This window comes from Variovorax sp. PDC80 (assembly GCF_900115375.1).
Lineage (GTDB): Bacteria > Pseudomonadota > Gammaproteobacteria > Burkholderiales > Burkholderiaceae_C > Variovorax.
The window spans coordinates 539,354-560,006 of the sequence record NZ_FOWG01000001.1 but is presented as its reverse complement, the minus strand read 5'-3'; the positions used below and the strand labels follow the sequence as shown (position 1 = coordinate 560,006).

Genomic DNA, 20,653 nt, shown 5'->3' with positions numbered 1-20,653 from the left:
GCCTGCGTGCCTCGCCATCGACCATGCCCGGCCAACCCGCAGCGCGCCTGCACGACCCCATTGCCCACACCAACGCGCATGCGCGCTTCTGGGCCAAGTTCGCCGGCGGGCTGATCGGCGGCATCGCCGTGGGCTTCGCGGCCGGCGTGGCCGTGGCGGCGGTGGTCGGCACCGGTGGGCTCGCGGGGCCGCTGGTGGCGGGCGCGGTGGTGGTCGGCGCGCGCATGGCCGGCGGCTACGTGGGTGCGAGCCTCGGCGAATCGATCGCCGATGCGCTGGTGCCCGAGACGCTCACCGTGACCGGCGCCATCACCAGCGCCTCGTCGGACGTGTTCGTCAACAGCAAGGCCGTGGGCGCGGCGCGAGCCTCGCCCGACATTCCGATGGACACCGTGAGCTGCTCGCGCGACTCGCCGCAGATCCTGCTGGCCGAGGGCGCCGAGACCGTGTTCATCAACCACGGCGTGGCCTCGCGCAAGGACGACCACACCGAGTGCGGCGCCAAGGTCAGCGAAGGCTCGCCCAATGTCTTCATCGGCGGGCCGACCGCGCGCGTGCGCGAGGTGGCCGACGAGGTGCCGCTGATCTCGCGCATCGCCGTGACCGTGTTCAACCTCGTGATGATCTACAAGGGCCTGCGCTGCTTGCCGAAGCTCGCGCGCCAGGGCCGCAAGGCGCTGCCCTGCCTGATCGAGGGCGCCATCGGCGTGGGCATGGGCATCCACGGCCTGGTGAGCTCGTTCGGCAACCCGGTGCATGCGGCCACGGGCGGCAAGTTCCTCGGCGGCGAGGCCGAGCTCGACTTCCGCCTGCCGGGCGCGCTGCCCATCGAATGGCAGCGCTTCTACAGCAGCCACGACCTGCGGCGCGACGGCGCGCTGGGGCAGGGCTGGAACCTGCCCTATGGCTCGCAACTGCGGCTCGATGTCGGCGCCACGGGCGAGCCCGTGGTGGTGCTGATCGACACGCAGGGGCGCGAGGTCGAGCTGCCCGATCTCGAACCCGGATCGCGCCAGCTGTGCCTGCGCGAAGGGCTGGACCTGTGCCGCAGCGAGGGCGGCCACTATTTCATCCATGTGCCGAGCGGGCTCTTCTACCTGTTCGAGCCGCCCGCCGACGCAGCGCGCAACGGTCAGTTGCTGAAGCTCGCGCGCGTGGAAGACCGCAACGGCAACTTCATCGACCTGCGCCACGATGCGCTGGGCCGCCTCGTCGCGATGACCGATGGCACCGGCCGCCTGCTCGCGCTCGAGTACACGGGCGAGAGCCCGCGGCTCGATGCCGTGCGCATCGCCGTCGGCGCGCCGGGCGAATCGCCGGGCCTGCTGGTGCGCTACCGCCACGATGACCACGGCCGCCTGGCCGAGGTGACCGACCGCAACGGCGTGGTGGCGCGGCGCTTCGCGTACGACGCGCAGGGCCTCATGTGCCTGCATGCCGACGCGGTCGGCCGCGAATGCCGCTACGAATGGACCGGCACGGGCGCCGAGGCCCGCGTGGCGCGCCACTGGACCAGCGACGGCGAGCGCCACGAGGTCCGCTACCTGCGGCTGCGGCCCGACGATGCGCCGCCGCTCGACGACCCCGGCGTGGCCGTCGGCGAGACCCATGTGGCCGACCAGCTCGGCCGCGGCTTCACCTGGCAGTGGAACGACGAGCACCAGATCCTCGGCTACACCAATGCCGAGGGCCAGTACTGGCGCGCCCGCTACAACGCGCTGCGTCAGCTCGTCGCCATCACCGAGCCCGACGGCGCCACCACGCGCTGCGACTACGACGCGCAGGGCTTTCCCAGCAGCCGCACCGACGCACTGGGCCGCACCCGCGGCACCGGCTGGACCGACTTCGGCCTGCCCTGGCGCGAAACCGAGGCCGACGGCAGTGCCCACGTCTACGCCTACAGCGACGAGGGCAACCTCGTGCGCGAGACCGATCCGCTGGGCCGGACCCGCAGCTACAGCCACGACCGGCGCGGCCTGCCGATCCTCGTGACCGATGCGCACGGCGGCCACAACCGCCTGCGCTGGAACGAGCGCGCGCTGCTCGTGGCCTTCACCGACTGCTCGGGCAAGACCACGCGCTACGACTACGACGGCTGGGGCCACCTGAAGACCGTGACCGATGCCGCCGGCCAGCAGACCCGGCTCACGCACGATGCCATGGGCCGGCTGCTCGCGGTGTCGCTGCCCGACGGCAGCCACCAGGGCTTCGAGCGCGACGCCGCCGGCCGCCTGGTCGGCGCCACCGATGCGCTGAGCCGCGCCACCCGGTTCGCGCTCGATGCGCGCGGCGAGCCGCTGTGGCGCCAGGACGCCGAGGGCCGGCGCGTCGCCTGGCAGCGCGACAGCGCGGGGCGGCTGCAGGCTCTGGTCAACGAGAACGGCCTGCGCTTCGAGTTCGTGCGCGACCGCGCCGACCGCATCGTGGAGGAACGCCGCGTGGGCGGCACGCGCGTGCGCATCGCCTACGACGCCAATGGCCGGCCCGTGACCATCACGCACTTTCCGGGCATCGGCGACGACGACCTGAAGCCGCGCGATGCCGGTGCACGGGGCGAGGCCCCGCCGCAGGGCGCGCAACCGCTGCGCACCGAGTTCGTTCGCGATGCCGTCGGCCGCCTGATCGAGAAGCGCACCGCGAGCCACCATTACCGCTATCGCTACGACCTGCGCGACCGCCTCGTCGAGGCGCTGAAGCTCGAGGTGACGGGCACCGGCGACGCCATCGAACTGCAGCCGCTGCACCGCACGCGCTTCGCCTACGACCTGCTCGGCCAACTGACGAGCGAGACCGCCATCGACGAGCGCACCGGCGAGCAACACGAACTGCGGCACGAGCACGACGCGCTCGGCAACCGCACGCGCACCGAGCTGCCCGCGCTCGCGGGCGACCGCGACACCGTGCGCGCCTTCAACTACCTGCACTACGGCTCGGGCCACCTGCACCAGGTCAACGTCTCGCGCCAGCACGGCGATGCGCCGGCGCTGCACCAGCTCGTGAGCGACATCGAGCGCGACGACCTGCACCGCGAGATCGCACGCAGCCAGGGTGCGCTGTCGACCCGCTTCGCGCTCGATCCGCTCGGGCGTCGCGCCGCCGCATGGTGCCGCCCCTCGTCGCTGGCCGCAGCCTTCACGCCCAACGACCCGGCCTGGCGCCAGGCCCTCGAGCGCGCCGGCACGCCCGAGGCCGGCGCGCTCGACGGCCTTGCGAAGGACTACGGCTACGACCCCGTCGGCGAGCTGCGCCGCGGCCGCCATTCGCTGCAGGGCGCCTTCGCCCATCGCTACGACACCACCAGCCGCATCGAGGAGAGCGTGCGCGTGCCCCTGGGCACGAGCGCGCAGGCGCCGCGCGGTGCCGCCAGCCACGAGCGCTTTGCCTACGACCCCGCCGGCAACCTGCTCGATGCCTCGCTCGCGAACGAGGCCGCGCAGGGCGCCGTCGGCGGCCGAGTGCACGACAACCTCGTGCGCGTGTTCGAGGACAAGCGCTACAGCTACGACGGCCATGGCCGGCTCGTGCGCAAGCGTGCGGGCCGCCACACCGAGCAGCACTTCGAGTGGGACGACGAGAGCCGCCTCGTCGCCGTGCGCACCACGCGCCGCCCCGGCACCGAGCACGCCACCACCCAGACCACCCGCTTCGACTACGACGCCCTGGGCCGCCGCGTCGCGCGCCACGACGCCTTCGGCAGCACGCGCTTCATCTGGGAGGGCATGCAGCTCATCGAGGAGCGGCGCGGCGCCCAGGTGTTGAGCTACGTCTACGAGCCCGGCAGCCACGCGCCCATGGCCCGGGTCGAGGAGCGCTCGCCTGCATCGAACGGGGAGGGCGGCGATACGGACCGCGCGAGCCGCTGCGAGATCTGCCATTTCCACACCACCCAGGCCGGCCTGCCCGAGGAACTGAGCGGCCCCGACGGCACCCTGCGCTGGCGCGCCAGCTACCGCACCTGGGGCGCCACCGTGTCGGAGCACTGGGAGGCCAGCACCCTCGACGGCCGGCCCGTGCTGCGGGCGGCGGCGCATGGCGACGAGGGACACGCATCGCTCGCCGAGCAGAACCTGCGCTTTCCGGGCCAGTACCTCGACCGCGACACCGGCCTGCACTACAACACCTTCCGCTTCTACGATCCCGACATCGGCCGCTTCATCAGCCCCGATCCGATCGGGCTGGCGGGTGGGGCGAACCTGCATCTGTATGCGCCGAATCCGGTGTCGTGGATCGATCCGTGGGGGTGGAGCTGCGGCGACCAGAAGATCAACTGGAAGAGCGTCAAGCAGTTCGGCCATGCCTTCTCGCGCCACGGTGCCGGCGCGAAGATCGCTAAGCAGCTCACCGACCGCGCGCGCGGCACCGGGCAGTCGCAGGGCCAGTGGCGCGACAACGCCGCGGCTGCCGAGCTGCTGTCCGGCGTGAAGGCCACCGAACCCACGCGCATCGCCATCCCCGAAGGCATGGGGCAGGTGATCCGGCCTGACGGTTCCGTCGTGCCGGCCCAATGGGCTATGGTCGTGCCCTGGGGCGATGCGATACGCACCGCCTTTCCCGTCGAATGAACGCTGGAAGCAAAGAGATTCGCCCGATGCATATCGAACTCAGAGTGGGACCCGACCTGCCGCCAGGCGCGCTGGCGGCTCGCACCTACGACCCGAACGACGACGACGTGCGCTCGATCCTCGCGGATGCCTGCGAGGCGCTCGAGGGCCATGCGGAGTTTCTGATTGCAGGCTTTGGCCAGGATCGCTGGCCCGTGGATGTGCGCACCGATCTGGCCGTGTTTCTCGAACAGCTGCCCGACGCGCTGAGGGCCGTGCGAAGCGGTGAGGAGGCCGAGATCGACCTCTACGAACAAGGCATCGAGCGAACGCTCGAGCTGCAGCCGCAAGCCTCGGGCTATGCCGTGCGCTGCGTCAGTCGCACCGATTGGCAGCCCGTGCCCGAGGTCGAGGTGTTCGATGGGCAGGCCATCGAGACCATGCTGCTCGGCGTGCGCGACGCCTTCCTGCAGGCCTTGGCGCGGCTGGCGCCTGAACTGCACGCGCATCCGTGGATCGTCGAATGGCAGGCGGCCGAATGACCGCCGCGTACCCTGGCTGAAGCGAAGTGAGCTGCGAAGCAGGCAAGCCGCCGAGTGGATCGGGCCGAACCGTCGAGGCCGCGCGCGAGAACCTGCGCAACAACAAGAACGACGAGATCGAAGGCACCTTCTGCCATGCGCTGTTCGAGGACCGCGTGTTCGACGAGGCGCTGCTCGTGCCGCTCATCGCCGACATCGAATGCGTGCTGGGCCAGGACGCGGTGAGCCCCGAGGACCGCAGGCTCGCGCACTGGGTGATGATGGGCACGCTGCGCTGCCTGTTCTCGCACTTCGATGCGAACGATCTCTACAAGATCGAGAACCTCGATGCGGAGGTTTATGGGCGGTGGAGTGGGGACTACTTCGAGCGGTTTCGGGCGTTGATGTCGCGCTGAGCTGCGCGCTTGTCACGACCGCGCCAACCAAATCGCCGGGTCCACAATTGTTCACCCCAAGGGCCTAGCCTGGCCCTCGTTCTCTCCCTACATTCCAAGGGGTCACGCCCCGCGCAAGCATCCCTTGGCAAGCGCGAAGGCGAGGCACAAAAGGCGACGGCCGAGGTGCGCTAACACCCCGGCCGTCTAACCAAGTGACGTGCAGAACTTTGGAAAGAGAGCACACCAAATGGCTGAAGAGATTATGGCCGGCGCCCCCGCGCCCTCCGCGTTCATCCCGCCCACCACGCCGGATGCATTCGATCTACTCGAGAACAAGTTGTCCCAGCTGCATGCGCTGCTGAGCAGTTGCTACGGCATGGGCAGCGACTGGTTCGAGGAGATAGGCCCGAGGCGGCGCGACATGATGATGTGGATCGCCTCGGATCTCACGCGCGACGCCGAAGACCTGCTGCAGGAGGTGGCGCCTCAGGTCCTGCGCGGCCCGGGCGCGTTCAGCAGCCCAGGCGCTGCTTGATCTCGCGCAAGCGCAGCGAGTGGGCCGAGAGAAATTCCGGCCCCGCATCTTCCTTGGATGCGCCGCGAAAGCTGATCGGCCCGATGTCGTCGTTCGACGCGCGCGGCCCCGTGTTGCAGGCCGGCGAGCAGTAGCGGCAGCCGTTGACCTGCCGGTAGAACGCCCGCGCCGTCTGCATCGCCGAACGGCAGTCCTCGTGCCAGTCGAGCGACAGCGTGTTCACCGGATGCGGCCAAAAAATGCACCCCTGTGCGTGTACCTCATGGTCGCCATTGAGTTGTGCGGTCTTGTTGACGCAGTACTGTGGCATTTCGATCCTCTTGGCCCCTTTGCTTGGGGAGGATCGTAGGAGGGAGAGGGTGGGAGGTGAACGTCACTCCGGGTGATTGACATTTGTGACCGGCAATCGTATGAGACTTTCTTGTGTAGCCAAGCTGCGATCGGGAAGGGCTACCTCAAATCTATGAGGTAATTGCTGATTTTTTGTAGAAAGATATGGAGAAATTCAGCGCCGACAGGTCGATTTTCTTCTTAAAACAATATATTTTCCAGCGAGCCAATCGCAAAAAGCACATCGTCCGAGGTTGCTGTAAAAATGGCTGGCTAAAACTGGTAGTCGGATTGGTTGATTCGTTGTGCTCTCGCGATACAATCTAGTAGTAACTTCTGTCGATTATTTTTGGTGGAAATAAAAGGATATATTTAATATGCAACTCGAAGCGGAAATCGAAAAATCCAAGCGGCTGGTAAGAACCGATGCCTATCAAATGTCAATCGGCGAGATTGTCAATATGTACAAGGATGGCGAGCTTCTAATTAATCCTGACTTTCAAAGGCTTTTTCGGTGGGAGCAAAGTCAGAAATCCAAATTAATTGAGTCGGTTTTATTGGGTATTCCGCTGCCTCCAATATTTGTTTTCGAGACGCAAACTTCCAAGTGGGAGTTGATTGATGGGTTGCAGAGAGTATCTACTCTTTTGGAGTTCATGGGGTTGTTGAAGAATGATAAAAAAATCCAGCCCCCATCGATTATGGAGGCCACGAAATATTTGCCTTCGCTTAGAAATTCTGTGTGGGAGGTCAGTGATCAAATCTTAGGGGTAGAAGTTGCGGATCAGCAACCCCTGTCAATGAGTCAGCAATTGGCAATAAGACGATCTCGCTTGGGGGTCGAAATTTTGAAAAGACCGAGTGATGACAATACAAAATATGACTTGTTTCAACGATTGAATTCAGCGGGAACTCCTGCGAATCCACAAGAAATAAGAAATTGCATCATCATAATGATAAACGGAGAGTATTTTAAATTTGTAAGAGCTATGGCCGATTCGGTAGCGTTCTTAGAGGTTGCTGGAGTGACGGATGAGCATCGAGAAAGGCAAAAAAATCTCGAATATGCATCTCGATTCTTGACTCATACTTTTGTTGACTACGACGGCAAATTGGACGTGGAGGAGTTTATCGACGAAGGAATGAAAGAGTTGGCCGCTGCAGGAGAGCAAAGAAAGGCTAAAAGAGTATTCAATGGAACGTTTAAGCTGCTTCATGAAACTTTTGGAGGGAATTCTTTACGACGTAGGCAAGCTAACGGTCAGCATACTGGGAGAATCGGCTTGGCGGCTTTCGAGGCAATCGCAGTGGGAATCGGTCGAAACTACGATGCGATCATAAAATTAAAAAACCCGAACGATTACATTGAAAAAAAGATATCTCAATTTTGGAAAAGTTCTCAGATTGAGAAATTTTTCACTCCTGGATTGAGGGGAACAATTCGAATCGATCGAACTATTCCTTTCGGGATTAAATGGTTTAAGCCGTGAGTAAAGCGCGTAGTGAAGCGGAGCTATCGGATGAGCTCGATGCTGATTTGACTTGGCGCCTCAAAGAGCTTTCCGATCTTAAACAGGCAATCAGAGATGCGCCCAGTACGAATAGAAAGGTTCTTCTAAAGGCTTTAGTTGCGCTATCTTATGCGCACTGGGAGGGGTTGGTGAAATCCTCTGCTCAACGCTATTTTGACTACATTACAAACCGTCGGCTTAATTATTCTATGCTTGAGCGGCAAATGTATGTAAACTCTTTTTTGGTTCGATTGGCGGCTTTTTCCAATCAAAAGCCCGCACTGGGTGATAGAATTAATTTGGTTAACGAGATTTTGGAGTCTCAGGATAAAAGATTTTCAAAGATTCATCCTGATTTAATTCATACTGGATCGAATTTAAAGCATGAGGTTTTGGTCAATATTTGCAAGATATGCGGTATAGATTACTTGCAGTTCGATGGAGAGGTTGCCTTCATCGATGAGATTTTGTTAAAACGCAGAAATGCAATTGCACACGGTGATGATTCGGTTGTTGCATTTGAAGAAATCGATCACCTTGTTGATGGAACAATAAAACTAATGCGTACTTTTAAAAATAGCTTGGAAAATAAAGTCTATGAAAAAAAGTATTTGGCGAACTTGATTTGAGTTATTGGGGTAATCGAGCGTCGGAGAAATAAAAAAAGCCCCTGACTCTTGCGAATCAGGGGCTTTCTTGTTTGGTGCCGGAGAGATGAATCGAACACCCGACCTTCTCATTACGAATGAGCTGCTCTACCGACTGAGCTACACCGGCGAAGCCTGCGATTATAGCCAGGTTTTCAGGGCTTTTGAGCGTGGTACTGCGTCAGACGCTCGACTTCGTTTCGCGAACCCAACATCACGCTGACGCGCTCGTGCAGCTTGGTGGGCTGCAGGTCCAGGATGCGCTGCTTGCCGTTGGTGGCGGCGCCGCCAGCTTGTTCCACCAGCCAGCTCATGGGGTTGGCCTCGTACATCAGGCGCAGCTTGCCGGCCTTCTCGGGCTCGCGCTTGTCCCAGGGGTACAGGAACACGCCGCCGCGCATCAGGATGCGGTGCACGTCGGCCACCATGCTGGCGATCCAGCGCATGTTGAAGTCCTTGCCGCGCGGGCCTTCCTTGCCGGCCAGGCATTCGTCGATGTAGCGCTTCACGGGCTCGTCCCAGTGGCGCATGTTGCTCATGTTGATCGCGAATTCCTTGGTGTCGGGCGGAATCTGGATGTCTTCCTGCGTCAGCACGAAGCTGCCCTGCTCGCGGTCGAGGGTGAACATGGCGACGCCGTTGCCCACGGTCAGCACGAGGGTGGTCTGCGGGCCGTAGATGCAGTAGCCGGCGGCCACCTGCTGGGTGCCGGCCTGGAGGAAGTCGCCCTCCTGCACGCCAGGGTGCTCGTCGGGCTTCTTGAGCACGCTGAAGATGGTGCCGATGCTGACGTTGACGTCGATGTTGCTGCTGCCGTCGAGCGGGTCGAACATGAGCAGGTACTCGCCCTGCGGGTAGCGGTTGGGCACGACGTAGATGCTGTCCATCTCCTCGCTGGCCATGGCGGCGAGATGGCCGCCCCATTCGTTGGCCTCGATCAGCACCTCGTTGGCGATGATGTCCAGCTTCTTCTGGATCTCGCCCTGCACGTTCTCGCTCTCGGCGGTGCCGAGCACGCCGCCCAGGGCGCCCTTGTTGACGGCCTGGCTGATGCTCTTGCAGGCACGGGCAACCACTTCGAGCAGCAGCCGCAGCTGGCCGGGAATGAGGCCGTCGGCGCGCTGCTGTTCGACGAGGTAGCGGGTGAGGGAAATCTTCTGTTGAGCCATGAGGGTTCTTCTGTTTCTCTTCGATGCGTTGCTTGGGTGCGGATCAGCTGCCGGCCAGGGCGCGGGTCACGACCTCGTGGGTGTCCTTGCTCAGGTCGGGCTTGGCGGCCACGCGCGCGATGGCTTCGCGCGCGGCGCTGCGGTAGGGCTCGGCGAGCTTGCTCCAGCGGTCGAGGGCGCGCGCGAGGCGGGCGGCCACCTGGGGGTTGAGGGCGTCGAGCTCGATGACGCGCTCGCTCCAGAACACGTAGCCGGCGGCGTCGGGGCGGTGGAAGGCGCCGGGGTTGGCGCTGCAGTAGCTGAAGATGACGCTGCGCGCGCGGTTGGGGTTCTTCAGCGAGAAGTCGGGGTGCTTCATGAGCTGCTTCACCAGCGGCAGGATGTCGCCGCCGCGGTCGCTGGCGCCGGCCTGCAGCGAGAACCACTTGTCGATGACCAGGGCCTCGTTCTTGAACAGGGCATGGAAGCGCGCGAGCGCCTGCGCGGCCAGGGTGTGGCCCGAGGAGACGAGGGCGTTGAGCGCGTTGAAGCGGTCGGTCATGTTGCCCGCGTCCTTGAAGCGCTGCAGGGTCTTGCCGGGCCAGACGGTGTCGCCCGAGGAGCGCGCGGCCAGGCACAGGAAGTTGAGCGCCATGCCGGCCAGGGCGCGGCGGCCCGAGCTCAGCGGATCGGGGCTGTAGGCGCCGGTGTCGTGGTGCGCTTCGTAGGCCTGCTGCCAGTCGCTGAACAGGGCGGTGGCGAGCTGGGCGCGCATGGCTTCGCGCACGAGGTGCACGCGCTGCGGATCGACCACGTCGAGCTGCTCGGCGATGTAGGTTTCCGACGGCAGGGTGAGCACCAGCTCCTTGAAGGCCGGGTCGAGCTGCGGATGGCGCAGCACGCTGCGCATGGCCTCGAGGTAGGCCTCGCCGAGCACCGGGGTGGTGTCGGTGGCCAGGGCGGCGATGCCCTGCAGCGCGGCGCGCAGGCCGAGGCGCTGGCCGGCTTCCCAGCGGTTGAAGGGATCGGGGTCGTTGGCCAGCAGGGTCAGCAGCTGGGCGTCGCTGTACTCGAAGTCGAGGATCACCGGCGCGCTGAAGCCGCGCAGGATCGAGGGCACGGGTTCGGCGTCGAGGTTGGTGAAGGTGAACTGCTCGCCGGCGCGCGACAGCACCAGGGTGCGGGTGCCGGCGCTGCCTTCGGCCTCGCCCTCGAGCTGCACGGGCAGCTCGCGGCCGCTGGCGTCGAGCAGGCCGAGGTTGAGCGGAATGACGAACGGGTCTTTGTTCGGCTGGCCCGGGGTGGGCGGGCAGCTCTGCAGCACGCTCAGGGTGTAGCTGCGGTTGGCGCTGTCGTACACGCCGCTGGCCTTCAGGCGCGGGGTGCCGGCCTGGCTGTACCAGCGCTTGAACTGGGGCAGCAGGCGCGCGAGTTCGGAGTCGGGATTGGCGTCGGCGATGGCCTGGGCGAAGTCGTCGCAGGTCACGGCCTGGCCGTCGTGGCGCTCGAAGTAGAGGGTGATGCCCTTCTCGAAGCCCTTGCGGCCCACCAGGGTCTGCATCATGCGCACGACCTCGGCACCCTTCTCGTAGATGGTGACGGTGTAGAAGTTGCTGATCTCGATGTAGCTGTCGGGCCGCACCGGATGAGCCATGGGGCCGGCATCCTCGGGGAACTGGGCGGTGCGCAGCACGCGAACATCTTCGATGCGCTTGACGGCGCGCGCCGAGGCATCGGCGCACAGGTCCTGGCTGAACTCCTGGTCGCGGAAGACGGTGAGGCCTTCCTTCAGCGAGAGCTGGAACCAGTCGCGGCAGGTCACGCGGTCGCCCGACCAGTTGTGGAAGTACTCGTGGCCGACCACGCTCTCGATGTTGCTGTAGTCGGCGTCGGTGGCGGTGGCCTGGTTGGCCAGAACGTACTTCGTGTTGAAGATGTTCAGGCCCTTGTTCTCCATGGCGCCCATGTTGAAGTCGCTGGTGGCCACGATCATGAAGCGGTCGAGGTCCAGCGGCAGGCCGAAGCGGGCCTCGTCCCACAGCACCGAGTTGATCAGCGAGTTCATCGCGTGCTCGGTCTTGTCGAGGTCGCCGGCGCGCACGTACACCTGCAGCAGGTGTTCCTTGCCGCTGCGCGCCTTGATGCGCTGCTCGCGCGCCACCAGCTTGCCCGCGACCAGCGCGAACAGGTAGCTGGGCTTCTTGAAGGGGTCGACCCACTTGGCGAAGTGGCGGCCCTCGGGCAGGTCGCCGTGCTCGACCAGGTTGCCGTTCGACAGCAACACCGGGTAGGCGGCCTTGGCGGCGCGCAGGGTGACGGTGTACATCGCCATCACGTCGGGCCGGTCGAGGAAGTAGGTGATGCGGCGGAAGCCCTCGGCTTCGCACTGCGTGAAGAAGGTGTCCTCGCTCACGAACAGGCCCATCAGCTTGGTGTTCTTGATGGGGCAGCAGGTGGTGAAGAGCTCGAGCTCGAACGAGCCTTCTTCCGCCGCGGGCAGGCCGTCGAGCACGAGCTGGTCGCCTTCCATGCGGAACGAGGCGCCCTGGCCGTTGACCAGCACGCGCGCGAGGTTGAGCTCGTCGCCGTCCAGGCGCAGCGGCTGCGCCGGCACGTCGGGGTTGCGGCGCAGGCGCATGCGGTTGAGCACGCGGGTCTTGGCCGGGTCGAGGTCGAAGGTGAGGTCGACGGTGTCGATCCAGAAGGCCGGCGGTGCGTAGTCTTCGCGGCGGATGGCGTTCGGTGCGGCTTGGGCACCGCTGAAATCAGGCAGCAACGGCATCGAGGGTCTCCAGAAAATTCGAATGGGCGAGTTCGTTGTAGTCGCGCACGGCGGCGATCACGTGGGGGCCGGCGAGTTCGGTGGCGCTGTGGGTGCTGCACACGGCCACGGCGCGCATGCCGCCACGGCGCGCGGCCTCGATGCCGAAGGGGGCGTCCTCGAACACGATGCAGCGTTCGGGCGCCACGCCGATGCGGCGCGCGGCCTCGAGAAAGATGGCGGGCGTGGGCTTGCCGCTGAAGCCTTCGTCGCCGCCGACGATGGCCAGCGGCAGCGGGTCCATCTTCAGGCGCGACATGGCGAACTCGATGTTGTGGCGGTCGCCCGCGGTGCCCACGGCCACCTTCAGGCCGCGCGCGACGGCGGCCCTGGCGAAGGCGGTGAAGCCGGCGACTTCGGTGAAGTTGTCGGTGAACAGGGCGCGGTAGATCTCTTCCTTCTCGTGCACCAGCGCCAGGCACTCGGCATCGGACAGCTCGCGCTCGAACAGCTCGCGCATGCACTCGGCGCCGGTGCGGCCCGTGGTGCGCGCGAGGATGTCGCTCACGTCGAGCACCAGGCCGTGGCGCGCCACGAACTCGACCCACGAGCGCGCATGCCAGGGCATGGAGTCGATCATGGTGCCGTCCATGTCGAAGATCAGGGCTTCGACCTTGCCGTTGAGGTTCATGCGGGGCTGCGCGGGTGGTTGCGGTGGTGACGAAAAGGAAGAGGCAGGATCAGACGCCCTGCTTGAGCGAGGCTTCGATGAACACGTCGAGGTCGCCGTCGAGCACCTTCTGGGTGGCCGAGATCTCGACGTTGGTGCGCAGGTCCTTGATGCGGCTGTTGTCCAGCACGTAGCTGCGGATCTGGTGGCCCCAGCCCACGTCGGTCTTGCTGTCCTCGAGCTTCTGCTGTTCTTCCTGGCGCTTGCGCATCTCGTGGTCGTACAGGCGCGAACGCAGGCGCTTCCACGCCACGTCGCGGTTGCTGTGCTGGCTGCGGCCGTCCTGGCACTGCACCACGATGCCGGTCGGGATGTGCGTGAGGCGCACGGCCGAGTCGGTCTTGTTGATGTGCTGGCCGCCCGCGCCGCTGGCACGGAAGGTGTCGGTGCGCACGTCCGCCGGGTTGATCTCGATCTCGATGGAGTCGTCGATCTCCGGGTAGACGAAGATGCTCGCGAAGCTGGTGTGGCGCCCGCCCGAGGAGTCGAACGGCGACTTGCGCACGAGGCGGTGCACGCCGGTCTCGGTGCGCAGCAGGCCGAAGGCGTAGTCGCCCTCGACCTTGATGGTCGCGCTCTTGATGCCGGCGGTGTCGCCCGGGGTCTCGTCCTCGAGCTGGATCTTGAAGCCCTTGCGCTCGGCGTACTTGGTGTACTGGCGCAGCAGCATGCTGGCCCAGTCGCAGGCCTCGGTGCCGCCGGCGCCGGCCTGGATGTCGACGAAGGCGTTCAGCGGGTCGGCCGGGTTGTTGAACATCCGGCGGAACTCGAGCTGCTTGATGTCGGCTTCGAGCGTGGCGGCGTCATCGGCGATGGCCTGCAGGCCGTCGACGTCGCCTTCTTCCTTCGACATCTCGTAGAGCTCGGTGTTGTCCGACAGGCCGCTGGTGAGGCGGTCGAGCGTGACGACGACGTCGTCGAGCGACTTCTTTTCCTTGCCCAGTTCCTGGGCCTTCTTGGGGTCGTTCCAGACGTTGGGATCTTCGAGCGATGCGTTGACCGTCCTCAGACGTTCGGCTTTGGCATCGTAGTCAAAGATACCTCCGGAGATCCACCGTCCGCACGCTCAGGTCCGCAAGCGTTGCGCCGATCTGGTTGATTTGTTCTGCGTCCATGGGGTGGTCCTGACTGTGTGGGTTGGCGAGGGGAGGAGGGGCGTGCCCTCCAGGGAACCCGCCATTTTCTCACGGGTGGCGGATGACCCCATGGGGAGTGCCATTCCGGTGCCGCCCAAGGCGAAAAGCCCCCTGGGCGCGGCGCGCGCAGGGGGCCGGGAGGGCGTGGAGCGGCGGCGTCAGAACGCGGGGACCAGCGCGCCCTTGAACTGGGTCTCGATGAAGCTCTTGACCTCGGGCGACTGGTAGGCCGCCACCAGGCGCTTGGCCCAGGGCTTGTCCTTGTCGGCGCGGCGCACGGCGATCAGGTTGGCGTAGGGGCCCTTGGGCGATTCCTTGATGACGGCGTCCTTGTTGAACGAGAGGCCGGCCTTCTCGGCGTAGTCGTTGTTGATCGCGGCGATCACGAGGTCGTCGAGCGAGCGCGGCAGCTGCGCGGCGTCCAGCGGCACCAGCTTGAGCTTCTTGGGGTTGGTCACCACGTCGAGCGGGGTTGCGGTGTTGTTCTTCACGGCCTCGGGCTTGAGCGTGATCAGGCCGGCCTGCTGCAGCAGCAGCAGCGCGCGGTTGCCGTTCGACGGGTCGTTCTGGATGCCGACCGCGGCGCCCTCGGGCAACTGGTCGATGCTCTTGAGCTTCTTCGAATAGAAGCCCAGCGGCGCGGTGATGGTCAGGCCCACGGGCACGAGGTCGAAGCCGCGCGCCTTGATCTGGTTGTCGAGGAAGGGTTGGTGCTGGAAGGCATTGGCGTCGAGGTCGCCGGCCGCGAGCGCTGCATTGGGCAGCTGGTAGTCGTTGAAGACCACGACCTGGACCGTGAGGCCGTCCTTGGCGGCGACCTTCTTCACCACCTCGAAGATCTGCTCGGCGTTGCCGACCGAGATGCCGACCTTGACGGTGTTCTTGTTGTCCTGGGCCTGGGCGCCGCCGGCGATGCCGCCGAGGAGGGAAGCCGCCAGGGTGGCGGCAAGGAGGCCGCGGCGGCGAAGGATGCTGTGCATGGTTGGGGTGGCGCTGCGCGCTCGAAAAAGAAAGGCGCGAATGTGGCAGCAGGCGGGCGCGATGGGAACGAACCAATGCGCATATCCATATGGGAGCCCCTGGTCGCTTTATGGTGTATGTGGTTGAACGTCGGCGCTTCTTTATGTGGTTTTGGGAATAAGCATCGCCCGATTTGTTCGTTCCCTTTCGATGCCTTTCTTTTCATACTCGGCACCTTTTTGCGAATCCGTGGCCGATGGTTTTTTCTTGGCGGCCGCACGCATCCGTTCCTTGGTTCCCCCAGACATGAGCAACCCATCGTCCGACCCGGCCCGCGGCAGCGCGGAACCGGTCATCCGCCTCCAGTCGGTGCAGAAGTCCTTCGCGCTGCCCAGCGGCGAGGTCTTCGACGCCGTGCAATCGCTGTCGCTCGACATCCAGCAGGGCGACGTGTTCGGCCTGATCGGCAAGAGCGGCGCCGGCAAGTCGACCCTTCTGCGCCTGATCAACCTGCTCGAGCGGCCCGACGCGGGCCGCGTGCTGGTCGGCGGGCGCGACCTGACGACGCTGTCGCGCCGCGAGCTGCGCGACACGCGCCAGAACATCGGCATGATCTTCCAGCAGTTCAACCTGCTGCAGAACGCCACGGTGTTCGACAACGTGGCCTTCCCGCTGAAGATCCACGGCCGCCATTCGCGCGCCGAGATCGATGCCCGCGTGCGCGAATGCCTGGAACTGGTGGGCCTGTCGGAAAAGATCGACACCTACCCGGCCCAGCTCTCGGGCGGCCAGAAGCAGCGCGTGGCGATCGCCCGTGCGCTGGCGCCGCGCCCGCAGGTGCTGCTGTGCGACGAACCGACCTCGGCACTCGACAGCGAGACCACGCGCTCGCTGCTCGAGACCTTGCGCGACATCAACCAGAAGATCGGCGTGACCATCGTGATCGTGACGCACGAGCTGTCGGTGGTCGAGGTGCTGTGCCGCAACGTGGCGATCCTCGAGAAGGGCCGGCTGGTCGAGCAGTTCGAGGTCGACGCCGCGCCGAGCGAGGCGCGCAAGACCGCGCTGGGCCGCGAGATCGACGAGCTGGTGCGGCGCCGCGAACGCGATGCACGCGAAGCGCGCGAGGCTGGCGAAGCCGCCTCGGCCAGCGCCCCGGTCGCCACGCAACGCAGCGCGCTGGAGGTGGCCTATGTTTGAGAACATCGCCCCCATCCTTCCCGAGCTCTGGGTCGCGACCGGCCAGACCTTCATGATGCTGGCCATCGGCCTGTCGGCCGCGGTGCTGATCGGCGGGCCGCTGGGCATCCTGCTGTTCCTGCTCGGCCCGGGCCAGTCGCTCGCCAACCGGCCCGCGTTCCTGATCCTGAACTGGCTCGTGAACACGGTGCGCTCCTTCCCCTTCATCATCCTGCTGGTGGCGCTGGTGCCGTTCACGCGCATCATCGCGGGCACCTCGATCGGGCCGCTGGCCGCGGCGGTGCCGCTGTCCTTCGCGGCCATTCCCTATTTCGCGCGGCTGGTCGACCAGTGCCTGCGCGAGGTGCCGCGCGGCGTGATCGAGGCGGCCCATGCGATGGGCGCTTCGGAGCTGCAGATCGTCTGGCGCGTGCTGGTGGTCGAGGCCCGCTCGGGTCTGGTGCTGGCGCTCACGGTGCTCGCGGTGAGCTTCCTCTCCTACTCGGCGATCGCCGGCGTGGTGGGCGGCGGCGGCATCGGCGACCTGGCCATCCGCTACGGCTACTACCGCTTCCAGACCGACGTGATGGTGCTCACCGTGGCGCTGCTCGTGGTGCTGGTACAGATCCTGCAATTCGTCGGCAACACCGCGGCGCGCAGGCTCGACAAGCGTTGATTCGTTTTTTCTCCCGTTCCCTTTTCTCTTTCTTTCCTGCAAAGCCTTCCGTCATGACCACCGCACTGCTGCGCCGTTCCGTCCTCGCCCTGTCCCTCGCCGCGCTGTCGCTCGGCGGCCTCTCGCTGCCGGCGCAGGCTCAGGACGCCAAGAAGAACCTCACGATCGGCGGCACCGCCGGCTCGAACATCGACCAGCTCAAGCAAGGCATCGTGCCGATCCTCGAGAAGAAGGGCTACAAGGTGAAGCTGGTCGAATTCAACGATTACGTGCAGCCCAACCTGGCGCTGGCCCAGGGTTCGCTCGACGCCAACTTCTTCCAGCACCAGGTCTACCTGAAGAAATTCGCGGCCGACCAGAAGCTGGACCTGGCCGAACTGGTGCAGGGCCCGATCGCGCCGTTGGGCGTGTACTCGACCAAGCGCAAGACGCTGGCCGACCTGAAGGAAGGCGATCGCGTGACGCTGCCAAACGACCCGAGCAACCTGGCGCGCGCGCTGGTGCTGCTGGAGCAGAACAAGCTGATCACGATCAAGCAGGGCGTCGATCCGCTGCGCGCTTCCGAGAAGGACGTGGCCGACAACCCCAAGAAGCTGAAGTTCATTCCGCTCGAGGCCGCACAATTGCCGCGCTCGCTCGGCGACACCGAGTACGCGATCATCAACGGCAACTTCGCGATCTCCTCGGGCCTGAAGCTCACCGAAGCGGTGGTGCTCGAGAAGACGCCCGACTACTACCTGAATGTCGTGGCCGTGAAGACCGCGGACAAGAACACCGCCTGGGCCAAGGACCTCGTGGAGGCCTACCACTCGAAGGAGTTCAAGGCGGTGGTCGACACGAAGTTCCAGGGCTACGCGAAGCCCAGCTTCCTGCAATAAACCAACTACTTTCCTGAGAGGGACCTTCCCATGCCCGTGCTGGCCGTGTTCGATGCGCAAGCGAGCTGGAGCGACACCCATGTGTGCGACGGCTGGATCACCGACCGGCTGGCCGCGCAGGGCGTGCGATGGGGGCGCGAGGACGCCCCCGCGCCGCTCGCGGGCGAGGAGGTTCGCGTGCTCGGGCAGGCCGGCTTGTTCTACGTGCCCGAGGGCGAGGGCTATCTGGGCCTGCTGCTCGAGGCCGGCGAATGGGTCGCGCTGCCGGTGGGGTGGGCCCGGGTGTTCTTCGACGACGGCGAGGGCGCGGACGATGCACTGCCGCATGCGGCGCTGCCGGGCTTCGAGGCCTTCGTCGAAGAGGTGCTGTCGCTGACGGGGAACGACGCCGACGAGGGCTGAGGCCCACCGCCGCCGCTCCACCGGGCGGCGTTTTTCCTTCTTCTTTCTAAGCCGCCAGGCGCTGCGCCGTCCGACCTTCGGGCCGCGCCAGCCCGAGGTGATCGCGCAGGGTGCGCCCCTCGTACTCGGTGCGAAACAGCCCGCGCTTCTGCAGGATCGGCACCACCCCGTCGACGAAATGTTCGAGCCCGTGCGGCAGCGCATCGGGCATCAGGTTGAAGCCGTCGGCCGCGCCGCCCTTGAACCAGTGCTCGATGTCGTCGGCGATCTGCTCGGGCGTGCCCACGATCACGCGGTGGCCGCCGCCGCCCGCGAGTTCGCGGATCAGCTGGCGCACCGTGTAGCCATGGGTGCGGCCCGCCGCCACCATCGCGTTGAAGAAGGTGTGGTTGCCGTTGCCATTGCCGGGCAGCGGCAGGTTCTCGGGCAGGCGCTCGTCGAGCTTCAGGCGATCGGGCGTGATGCCCAGCGTGCCCGCGATGCGCGTGAGGCTGTAGTCCCAGGGGATCAGGTCGACCAGCTCGTCGCGGCGGCGCAGCGCCTCGGCCTCGGTGCCGCCGACGATGGTGGTGAGGCCCGCGAGCACCTTCACCGCGTCGGGGCCGCGGCCCAGTTCGGCCGCGCGGGTCTTGAGGGCGCGCGCATAGGCCAGCGATTCCTCGAAGGACTGCGAGGCCGAGAACACGGCCTCGGCGTGGCGCGAGGCGAGCTCGCGCCCGTCGGCCGAGGCGCCGGCCTGCACCAGTACCGGATGGCCCTGCGGCGCGCGCGGCAGGTTCAGCGGGCCCTGCACCGCGAAGTGCTCGCCGCGGTGCGCGATGGCGTGCACCTTGGTGGCGTCGACGAAGCTGCCCGAGGCCTTGTCGCCGACGAAGGCGCCGTCTTCCCAGCTGTCCCACAGCGCCTTCACGATGTCGGCGAACTCCGAGGCGCGCGCGTAGCGCTTCGCATGGTCGGGCGTGGCCTCGAGGCCGAAGTTGCGCGCCGAGGGCAGGTCGGCCGTGGTCACCATGTTCCAGCCCGCGCGGCCGTTGCTCACGTGGTCGAGCGTGGAGAAGCGGCGCGCGATGTTGTAGGGCTCGTTGTAGCTGGTCGAGGCGGTGGCGATCAGCCCGATGTGGGTGGTGGCCGCGGCCACGCAGGCCAGCAGGATGGTGGGCTCGAGCGCGGTGATCGGGCGGAAGTGGATCTGGTCGACGATGGCCGCGTTGTCGGCCAGGAAGATCGCGTCGAGCTTGCCCGCTTCCGCGATCCGTGCGGTGCGGATGTAGTGCCGGATGTCGGCGAAGGCCCAGGGGTCGGCCTCGGGCAGGCGCCAGGCCGAGGGCACGAAGCCCGAGTGCAGGATGTTGACGTTCAGGTGCAGGCGCCGGGGGGGCGCGCTGCGGGTGGCGGAGCCGCTCATCGGGCGATCACTTCGAGAAGTAGTCGGGCAGCCGGTAGCCGGCCCACACGGGATTGGCGAGGAAGACGCGCTGGAACTCGGCCGACTGGTAGGCGGCGACGATGTCCTTCGCGAACTTCGCGTTCTCGTTGCCGCGCTTGACCGCCACCACGTTGACGTAGGGCAGGGTCATGTCCTCGAGCTTGAGCGCCTCGGTGAGCTCGAGGCCCGAGGCGACGGCGAAGTTGCCCTGCACGGCCGCGAGGTCGGCGTCGGCCAGCGAGCGCGGTGCCTGGGCGGCATCGAGCGGCACCAGCTTCAGGCGCTTGGGATTGCTCGCGATGTCGCGCTCGGACACGCTCAGCGGATTCACGCCGGTCTTGAGCTGCACCCAGCCGATGGCCGCGAGGATGTTGAGCGCGCGCGCCGCGTTCACCGGGTCGGCCGGCAGCGTGACGGTGGCGCCGTCGGGCACGCTGGCCAGCGACTTGTGGCGCTGCGAATAGAGGCCCATCGGCGGCGTCGGCACGTGGACGATCGGCACCAGGTCGAAGTTCTGCTGCTGGTTGGTGGCGTTGAGGTAGAGCGTGTGCTGGAAGATGTTGGCGTCGATCTGGCCGCGCTCGACCGCATCGTTGGGCTGCACGCCCTGGCTGAACTCGACGTACTTGACGGTGTAGCCGAGCTTGGCGAGCTGGGGCTCGATGCCCTTGGTGAAGGCGTCGCGGTACGGGCCCGGCATGAAGCCGACGCGCAGGTCGGCGGCCTGGGCCGCGCTGGCGAGGCCCAGCGCAAGGGCGATGCCGCCGGCCAGGGCCAAGCGGCGGGAAAGGGCGAGAGGGCGCATGAGAGAGGGGCTCCAGAACTGAACCGGGCACTCTAGGAGCCGCTGCCGCGCGCGCGAACGAATATTCGT

18 protein-coding genes and 1 tRNA gene are annotated in these 20,653 nt (G+C 65.7%); 10 read left to right on the top strand and 9 right to left on the bottom strand.

The window, feature by feature from the left end:
- The first annotated feature begins 23 nt into the window (after positions 1 to 23).
- From BM109_RS02470 to BM109_RS02455, 4 genes are all read left to right on the top strand, one after another.
- Complete coding sequence (locus BM109_RS02470) at positions 24 to 4,562, top strand: RHS repeat-associated core domain-containing protein (protein ID WP_093340265.1); 4,539 nt, start codon at positions 24 to 26, stop codon at positions 4,560 to 4,562.
- Positions 4,563 to 4,588: 26 nt separating this feature from the next.
- Positions 4,589 to 5,083 (top strand): hypothetical protein, encoded by a 495-nt coding sequence (locus tag BM109_RS02465; protein ID WP_143129062.1) that lies wholly within the window; start codon positions 4,589 to 4,591, stop codon positions 5,081 to 5,083.
- 26 nt (positions 5,084 to 5,109) lie between these two features.
- Positions 5,110 to 5,478 (top strand): hypothetical protein, encoded by a 369-nt coding sequence (locus BM109_RS02460; RefSeq protein ID WP_093340262.1) that lies wholly within the window; start codon positions 5,110 to 5,112, stop codon positions 5,476 to 5,478.
- 229 nt (positions 5,479 to 5,707) lie between these two features.
- The gene (locus BM109_RS02455; RefSeq protein ID WP_256222279.1) at positions 5,708 to 5,995 is read left to right on the top strand and encodes a hypothetical protein; all 288 of its coding nucleotides are present in this window, start codon (positions 5,708 to 5,710) and stop codon (positions 5,993 to 5,995) included.
- Here the strand turns inward: BM109_RS02455 and BM109_RS41125 are convergent.
- On the bottom strand, positions 5,973 to 6,305 hold the full coding sequence (locus BM109_RS41125; RefSeq protein ID WP_177239222.1) for a hypothetical protein: 333 nt from the start codon (positions 6,303 to 6,305) through the stop codon (positions 5,973 to 5,975). The genes BM109_RS02455 and BM109_RS41125 overlap by 23 nt on opposite strands.
- 397 nt (positions 6,306 to 6,702) lie before the next feature.
- Between BM109_RS41125 and BM109_RS02445 the strand changes: the two genes are divergently transcribed.
- Together BM109_RS02445 and BM109_RS40605 are read left to right on the top strand one after the other, a co-directional pair.
- Positions 6,703 to 7,815, top strand: coding sequence for a DUF262 domain-containing protein (locus BM109_RS02445; protein WP_093340259.1), 1,113 nt, complete (start codon positions 6,703 to 6,705; stop codon positions 7,813 to 7,815).
- The gene (locus BM109_RS40605; RefSeq protein WP_143129061.1) at positions 7,812 to 8,465 is read left to right on the top strand and encodes an MAE_28990/MAE_18760 family HEPN-like nuclease; all 654 of its coding nucleotides are present in this window, start codon (positions 7,812 to 7,814) and stop codon (positions 8,463 to 8,465) included. The genes BM109_RS02445 and BM109_RS40605 overlap by 4 nt, the downstream gene beginning before the upstream one ends.
- Positions 8,466 to 8,537: 72 nt before the next feature.
- On the opposite strand, the gene BM109_RS02440 is transcribed toward BM109_RS40605, so the two are convergent.
- From BM109_RS02440 to BM109_RS02415, 6 genes are all read right to left on the bottom strand, one after another.
- Positions 8,538 to 8,613: transfer RNA gene (locus BM109_RS02440), tRNA-Thr, on the bottom strand.
- Positions 8,614 to 8,638: 25 nt separating this feature from the next.
- A complete protein-coding gene (locus BM109_RS02435) occupies positions 8,639 to 9,652 on the bottom strand; it encodes a class 1 fructose-bisphosphatase (protein ID WP_093340257.1) in 1,014 nt (337 codons plus the stop codon).
- Positions 9,653 to 9,695: 43 nt separating this feature from the next.
- On the bottom strand, positions 9,696 to 12,413 hold the full coding sequence (gene pepN / locus BM109_RS02430) for an aminopeptidase N (RefSeq protein WP_093340254.1): 2,718 nt from the start codon (positions 12,411 to 12,413) through the stop codon (positions 9,696 to 9,698).
- Complete coding sequence (locus tag BM109_RS02425; RefSeq protein WP_093340252.1) at positions 12,397 to 13,083, bottom strand: HAD family hydrolase; 687 nt, start codon at positions 13,081 to 13,083, stop codon at positions 12,397 to 12,399. Before BM109_RS02425 ends, pepN begins: the two co-directional genes overlap by 17 nt.
- A 49-nt stretch (positions 13,084 to 13,132) precedes the next feature.
- Positions 13,133 to 14,237 (bottom strand): peptide chain release factor 2 gene (gene prfB / locus BM109_RS02420; protein WP_143129059.1). Its coding sequence is split into 2 segments (ribosomal slippage): positions 13,133 to 14,155 and positions 14,157 to 14,237, totalling 1,104 coding nucleotides; the frame shifts between segments, so codons are not numbered across the junction.
- 179 nt (positions 14,238 to 14,416) lie between these two features.
- The gene (locus tag BM109_RS02415; RefSeq protein WP_093340251.1) at positions 14,417 to 15,238 is read right to left on the bottom strand and encodes a MetQ/NlpA family ABC transporter substrate-binding protein; all 822 of its coding nucleotides are present in this window, start codon (positions 15,236 to 15,238) and stop codon (positions 14,417 to 14,419) included.
- A 286-nt stretch (positions 15,239 to 15,524) separates the two neighbouring features.
- Here BM109_RS02415 and BM109_RS02410 point away from each other — a divergent pair, with 286 nt between their 5' ends.
- From BM109_RS02410 to BM109_RS02395, 4 genes are read left to right on the top strand one after another with little or no spacing between them, the layout of a single operon-like run.
- A complete protein-coding gene (locus tag BM109_RS02410) occupies positions 15,525 to 16,418 on the top strand; it encodes a methionine ABC transporter ATP-binding protein (protein ID WP_093340249.1) in 894 nt (297 codons plus the stop codon).
- A complete protein-coding gene (locus BM109_RS02405) occupies positions 16,411 to 17,073 on the top strand; it encodes a methionine ABC transporter permease (protein ID WP_093340247.1) in 663 nt (220 codons plus the stop codon). Before BM109_RS02410 ends, BM109_RS02405 begins: the two co-directional genes overlap by 8 nt.
- 53 nt (positions 17,074 to 17,126) lie before the next feature.
- Positions 17,127 to 17,951: a MetQ/NlpA family ABC transporter substrate-binding protein gene (locus BM109_RS02400; RefSeq protein WP_093340246.1), complete on the top strand. Its 825-nt coding sequence runs from the start codon at positions 17,127 to 17,129 to the stop codon at positions 17,949 to 17,951.
- Positions 17,952 to 17,981: 30 nt separating this feature from the next.
- The gene (locus BM109_RS02395) at positions 17,982 to 18,353 is read left to right on the top strand and encodes a hypothetical protein (RefSeq protein WP_093340244.1); all 372 of its coding nucleotides are present in this window, start codon (positions 17,982 to 17,984) and stop codon (positions 18,351 to 18,353) included.
- A 46-nt stretch (positions 18,354 to 18,399) separates the two neighbouring features.
- On the opposite strand, the gene BM109_RS02390 is transcribed toward BM109_RS02395, so the two are convergent.
- Together BM109_RS02390 and BM109_RS02385 are read right to left on the bottom strand one after the other, a co-directional pair.
- Complete coding sequence (locus BM109_RS02390) at positions 18,400 to 19,758, bottom strand: LLM class flavin-dependent oxidoreductase (RefSeq protein ID WP_093340243.1); 1,359 nt, start codon at positions 19,756 to 19,758, stop codon at positions 18,400 to 18,402.
- Between the two features lie 7 nt (positions 19,759 to 19,765).
- Positions 19,766 to 20,584 carry a MetQ/NlpA family ABC transporter substrate-binding protein gene (locus BM109_RS02385; RefSeq protein WP_093340241.1) on the bottom strand — a complete coding sequence of 273 codons (819 nt, stop codon included), beginning with the start codon at positions 20,582 to 20,584 and terminating at the stop codon, positions 19,766 to 19,768.
- Positions 20,585 to 20,653: the final 69 nt, after the last annotated feature.

Coding starts and splice junctions, on each gene's coding strand:
- BM109_RS02470 (WP_093340265.1), top strand. CDS start 24: ATGCCCGGCCAACCCGCAGCGCGCCTGCACGACCCCATTGCCCACACC.
- BM109_RS02465 (WP_143129062.1), top strand. CDS start 4,589: ATGCATATCGAACTCAGAGTGGGACCCGACCTGCCGCCAGGCGCGCTG.
- BM109_RS02455 (WP_256222279.1), top strand. CDS start 5,708: ATGGCTGAAGAGATTATGGCCGGCGCCCCCGCGCCCTCCGCGTTCATC.
- BM109_RS41125 (WP_177239222.1), bottom strand. CDS start 6,305: ATGCCACAGTACTGCGTCAACAAGACCGCACAACTCAATGGCGACCAT.
- BM109_RS02445 (WP_093340259.1), top strand. CDS start 6,703: ATGCAACTCGAAGCGGAAATCGAAAAATCCAAGCGGCTGGTAAGAACC.
- BM109_RS02435 (WP_093340257.1), bottom strand. CDS start 9,652: ATGGCTCAACAGAAGATTTCCCTCACCCGCTACCTCGTCGAACAGCAG.
- pepN (WP_093340254.1), bottom strand. CDS start 12,413: ATGCCGTTGCTGCCTGATTTCAGCGGTGCCCAAGCCGCACCGAACGCC.
- BM109_RS02425 (WP_093340252.1), bottom strand. CDS start 13,083: ATGAACCTCAACGGCAAGGTCGAAGCCCTGATCTTCGACATGGACGGC.
- BM109_RS02415 (WP_093340251.1), bottom strand. CDS start 15,238: ATGCACAGCATCCTTCGCCGCCGCGGCCTCCTTGCCGCCACCCTGGCG.
- BM109_RS02410 (WP_093340249.1), top strand. CDS start 15,525: ATGAGCAACCCATCGTCCGACCCGGCCCGCGGCAGCGCGGAACCGGTC.
- BM109_RS02405 (WP_093340247.1), top strand. CDS start 16,411: ATGTTTGAGAACATCGCCCCCATCCTTCCCGAGCTCTGGGTCGCGACC.
- BM109_RS02400 (WP_093340246.1), top strand. CDS start 17,127: ATGACCACCGCACTGCTGCGCCGTTCCGTCCTCGCCCTGTCCCTCGCC.
- BM109_RS02395 (WP_093340244.1), top strand. CDS start 17,982: ATGCCCGTGCTGGCCGTGTTCGATGCGCAAGCGAGCTGGAGCGACACC.
- BM109_RS02390 (WP_093340243.1), bottom strand. CDS start 19,758: ATGAGCGGCTCCGCCACCCGCAGCGCGCCCCCCCGGCGCCTGCACCTG.
- BM109_RS02385 (WP_093340241.1), bottom strand. CDS start 20,584: ATGCGCCCTCTCGCCCTTTCCCGCCGCTTGGCCCTGGCCGGCGGCATC.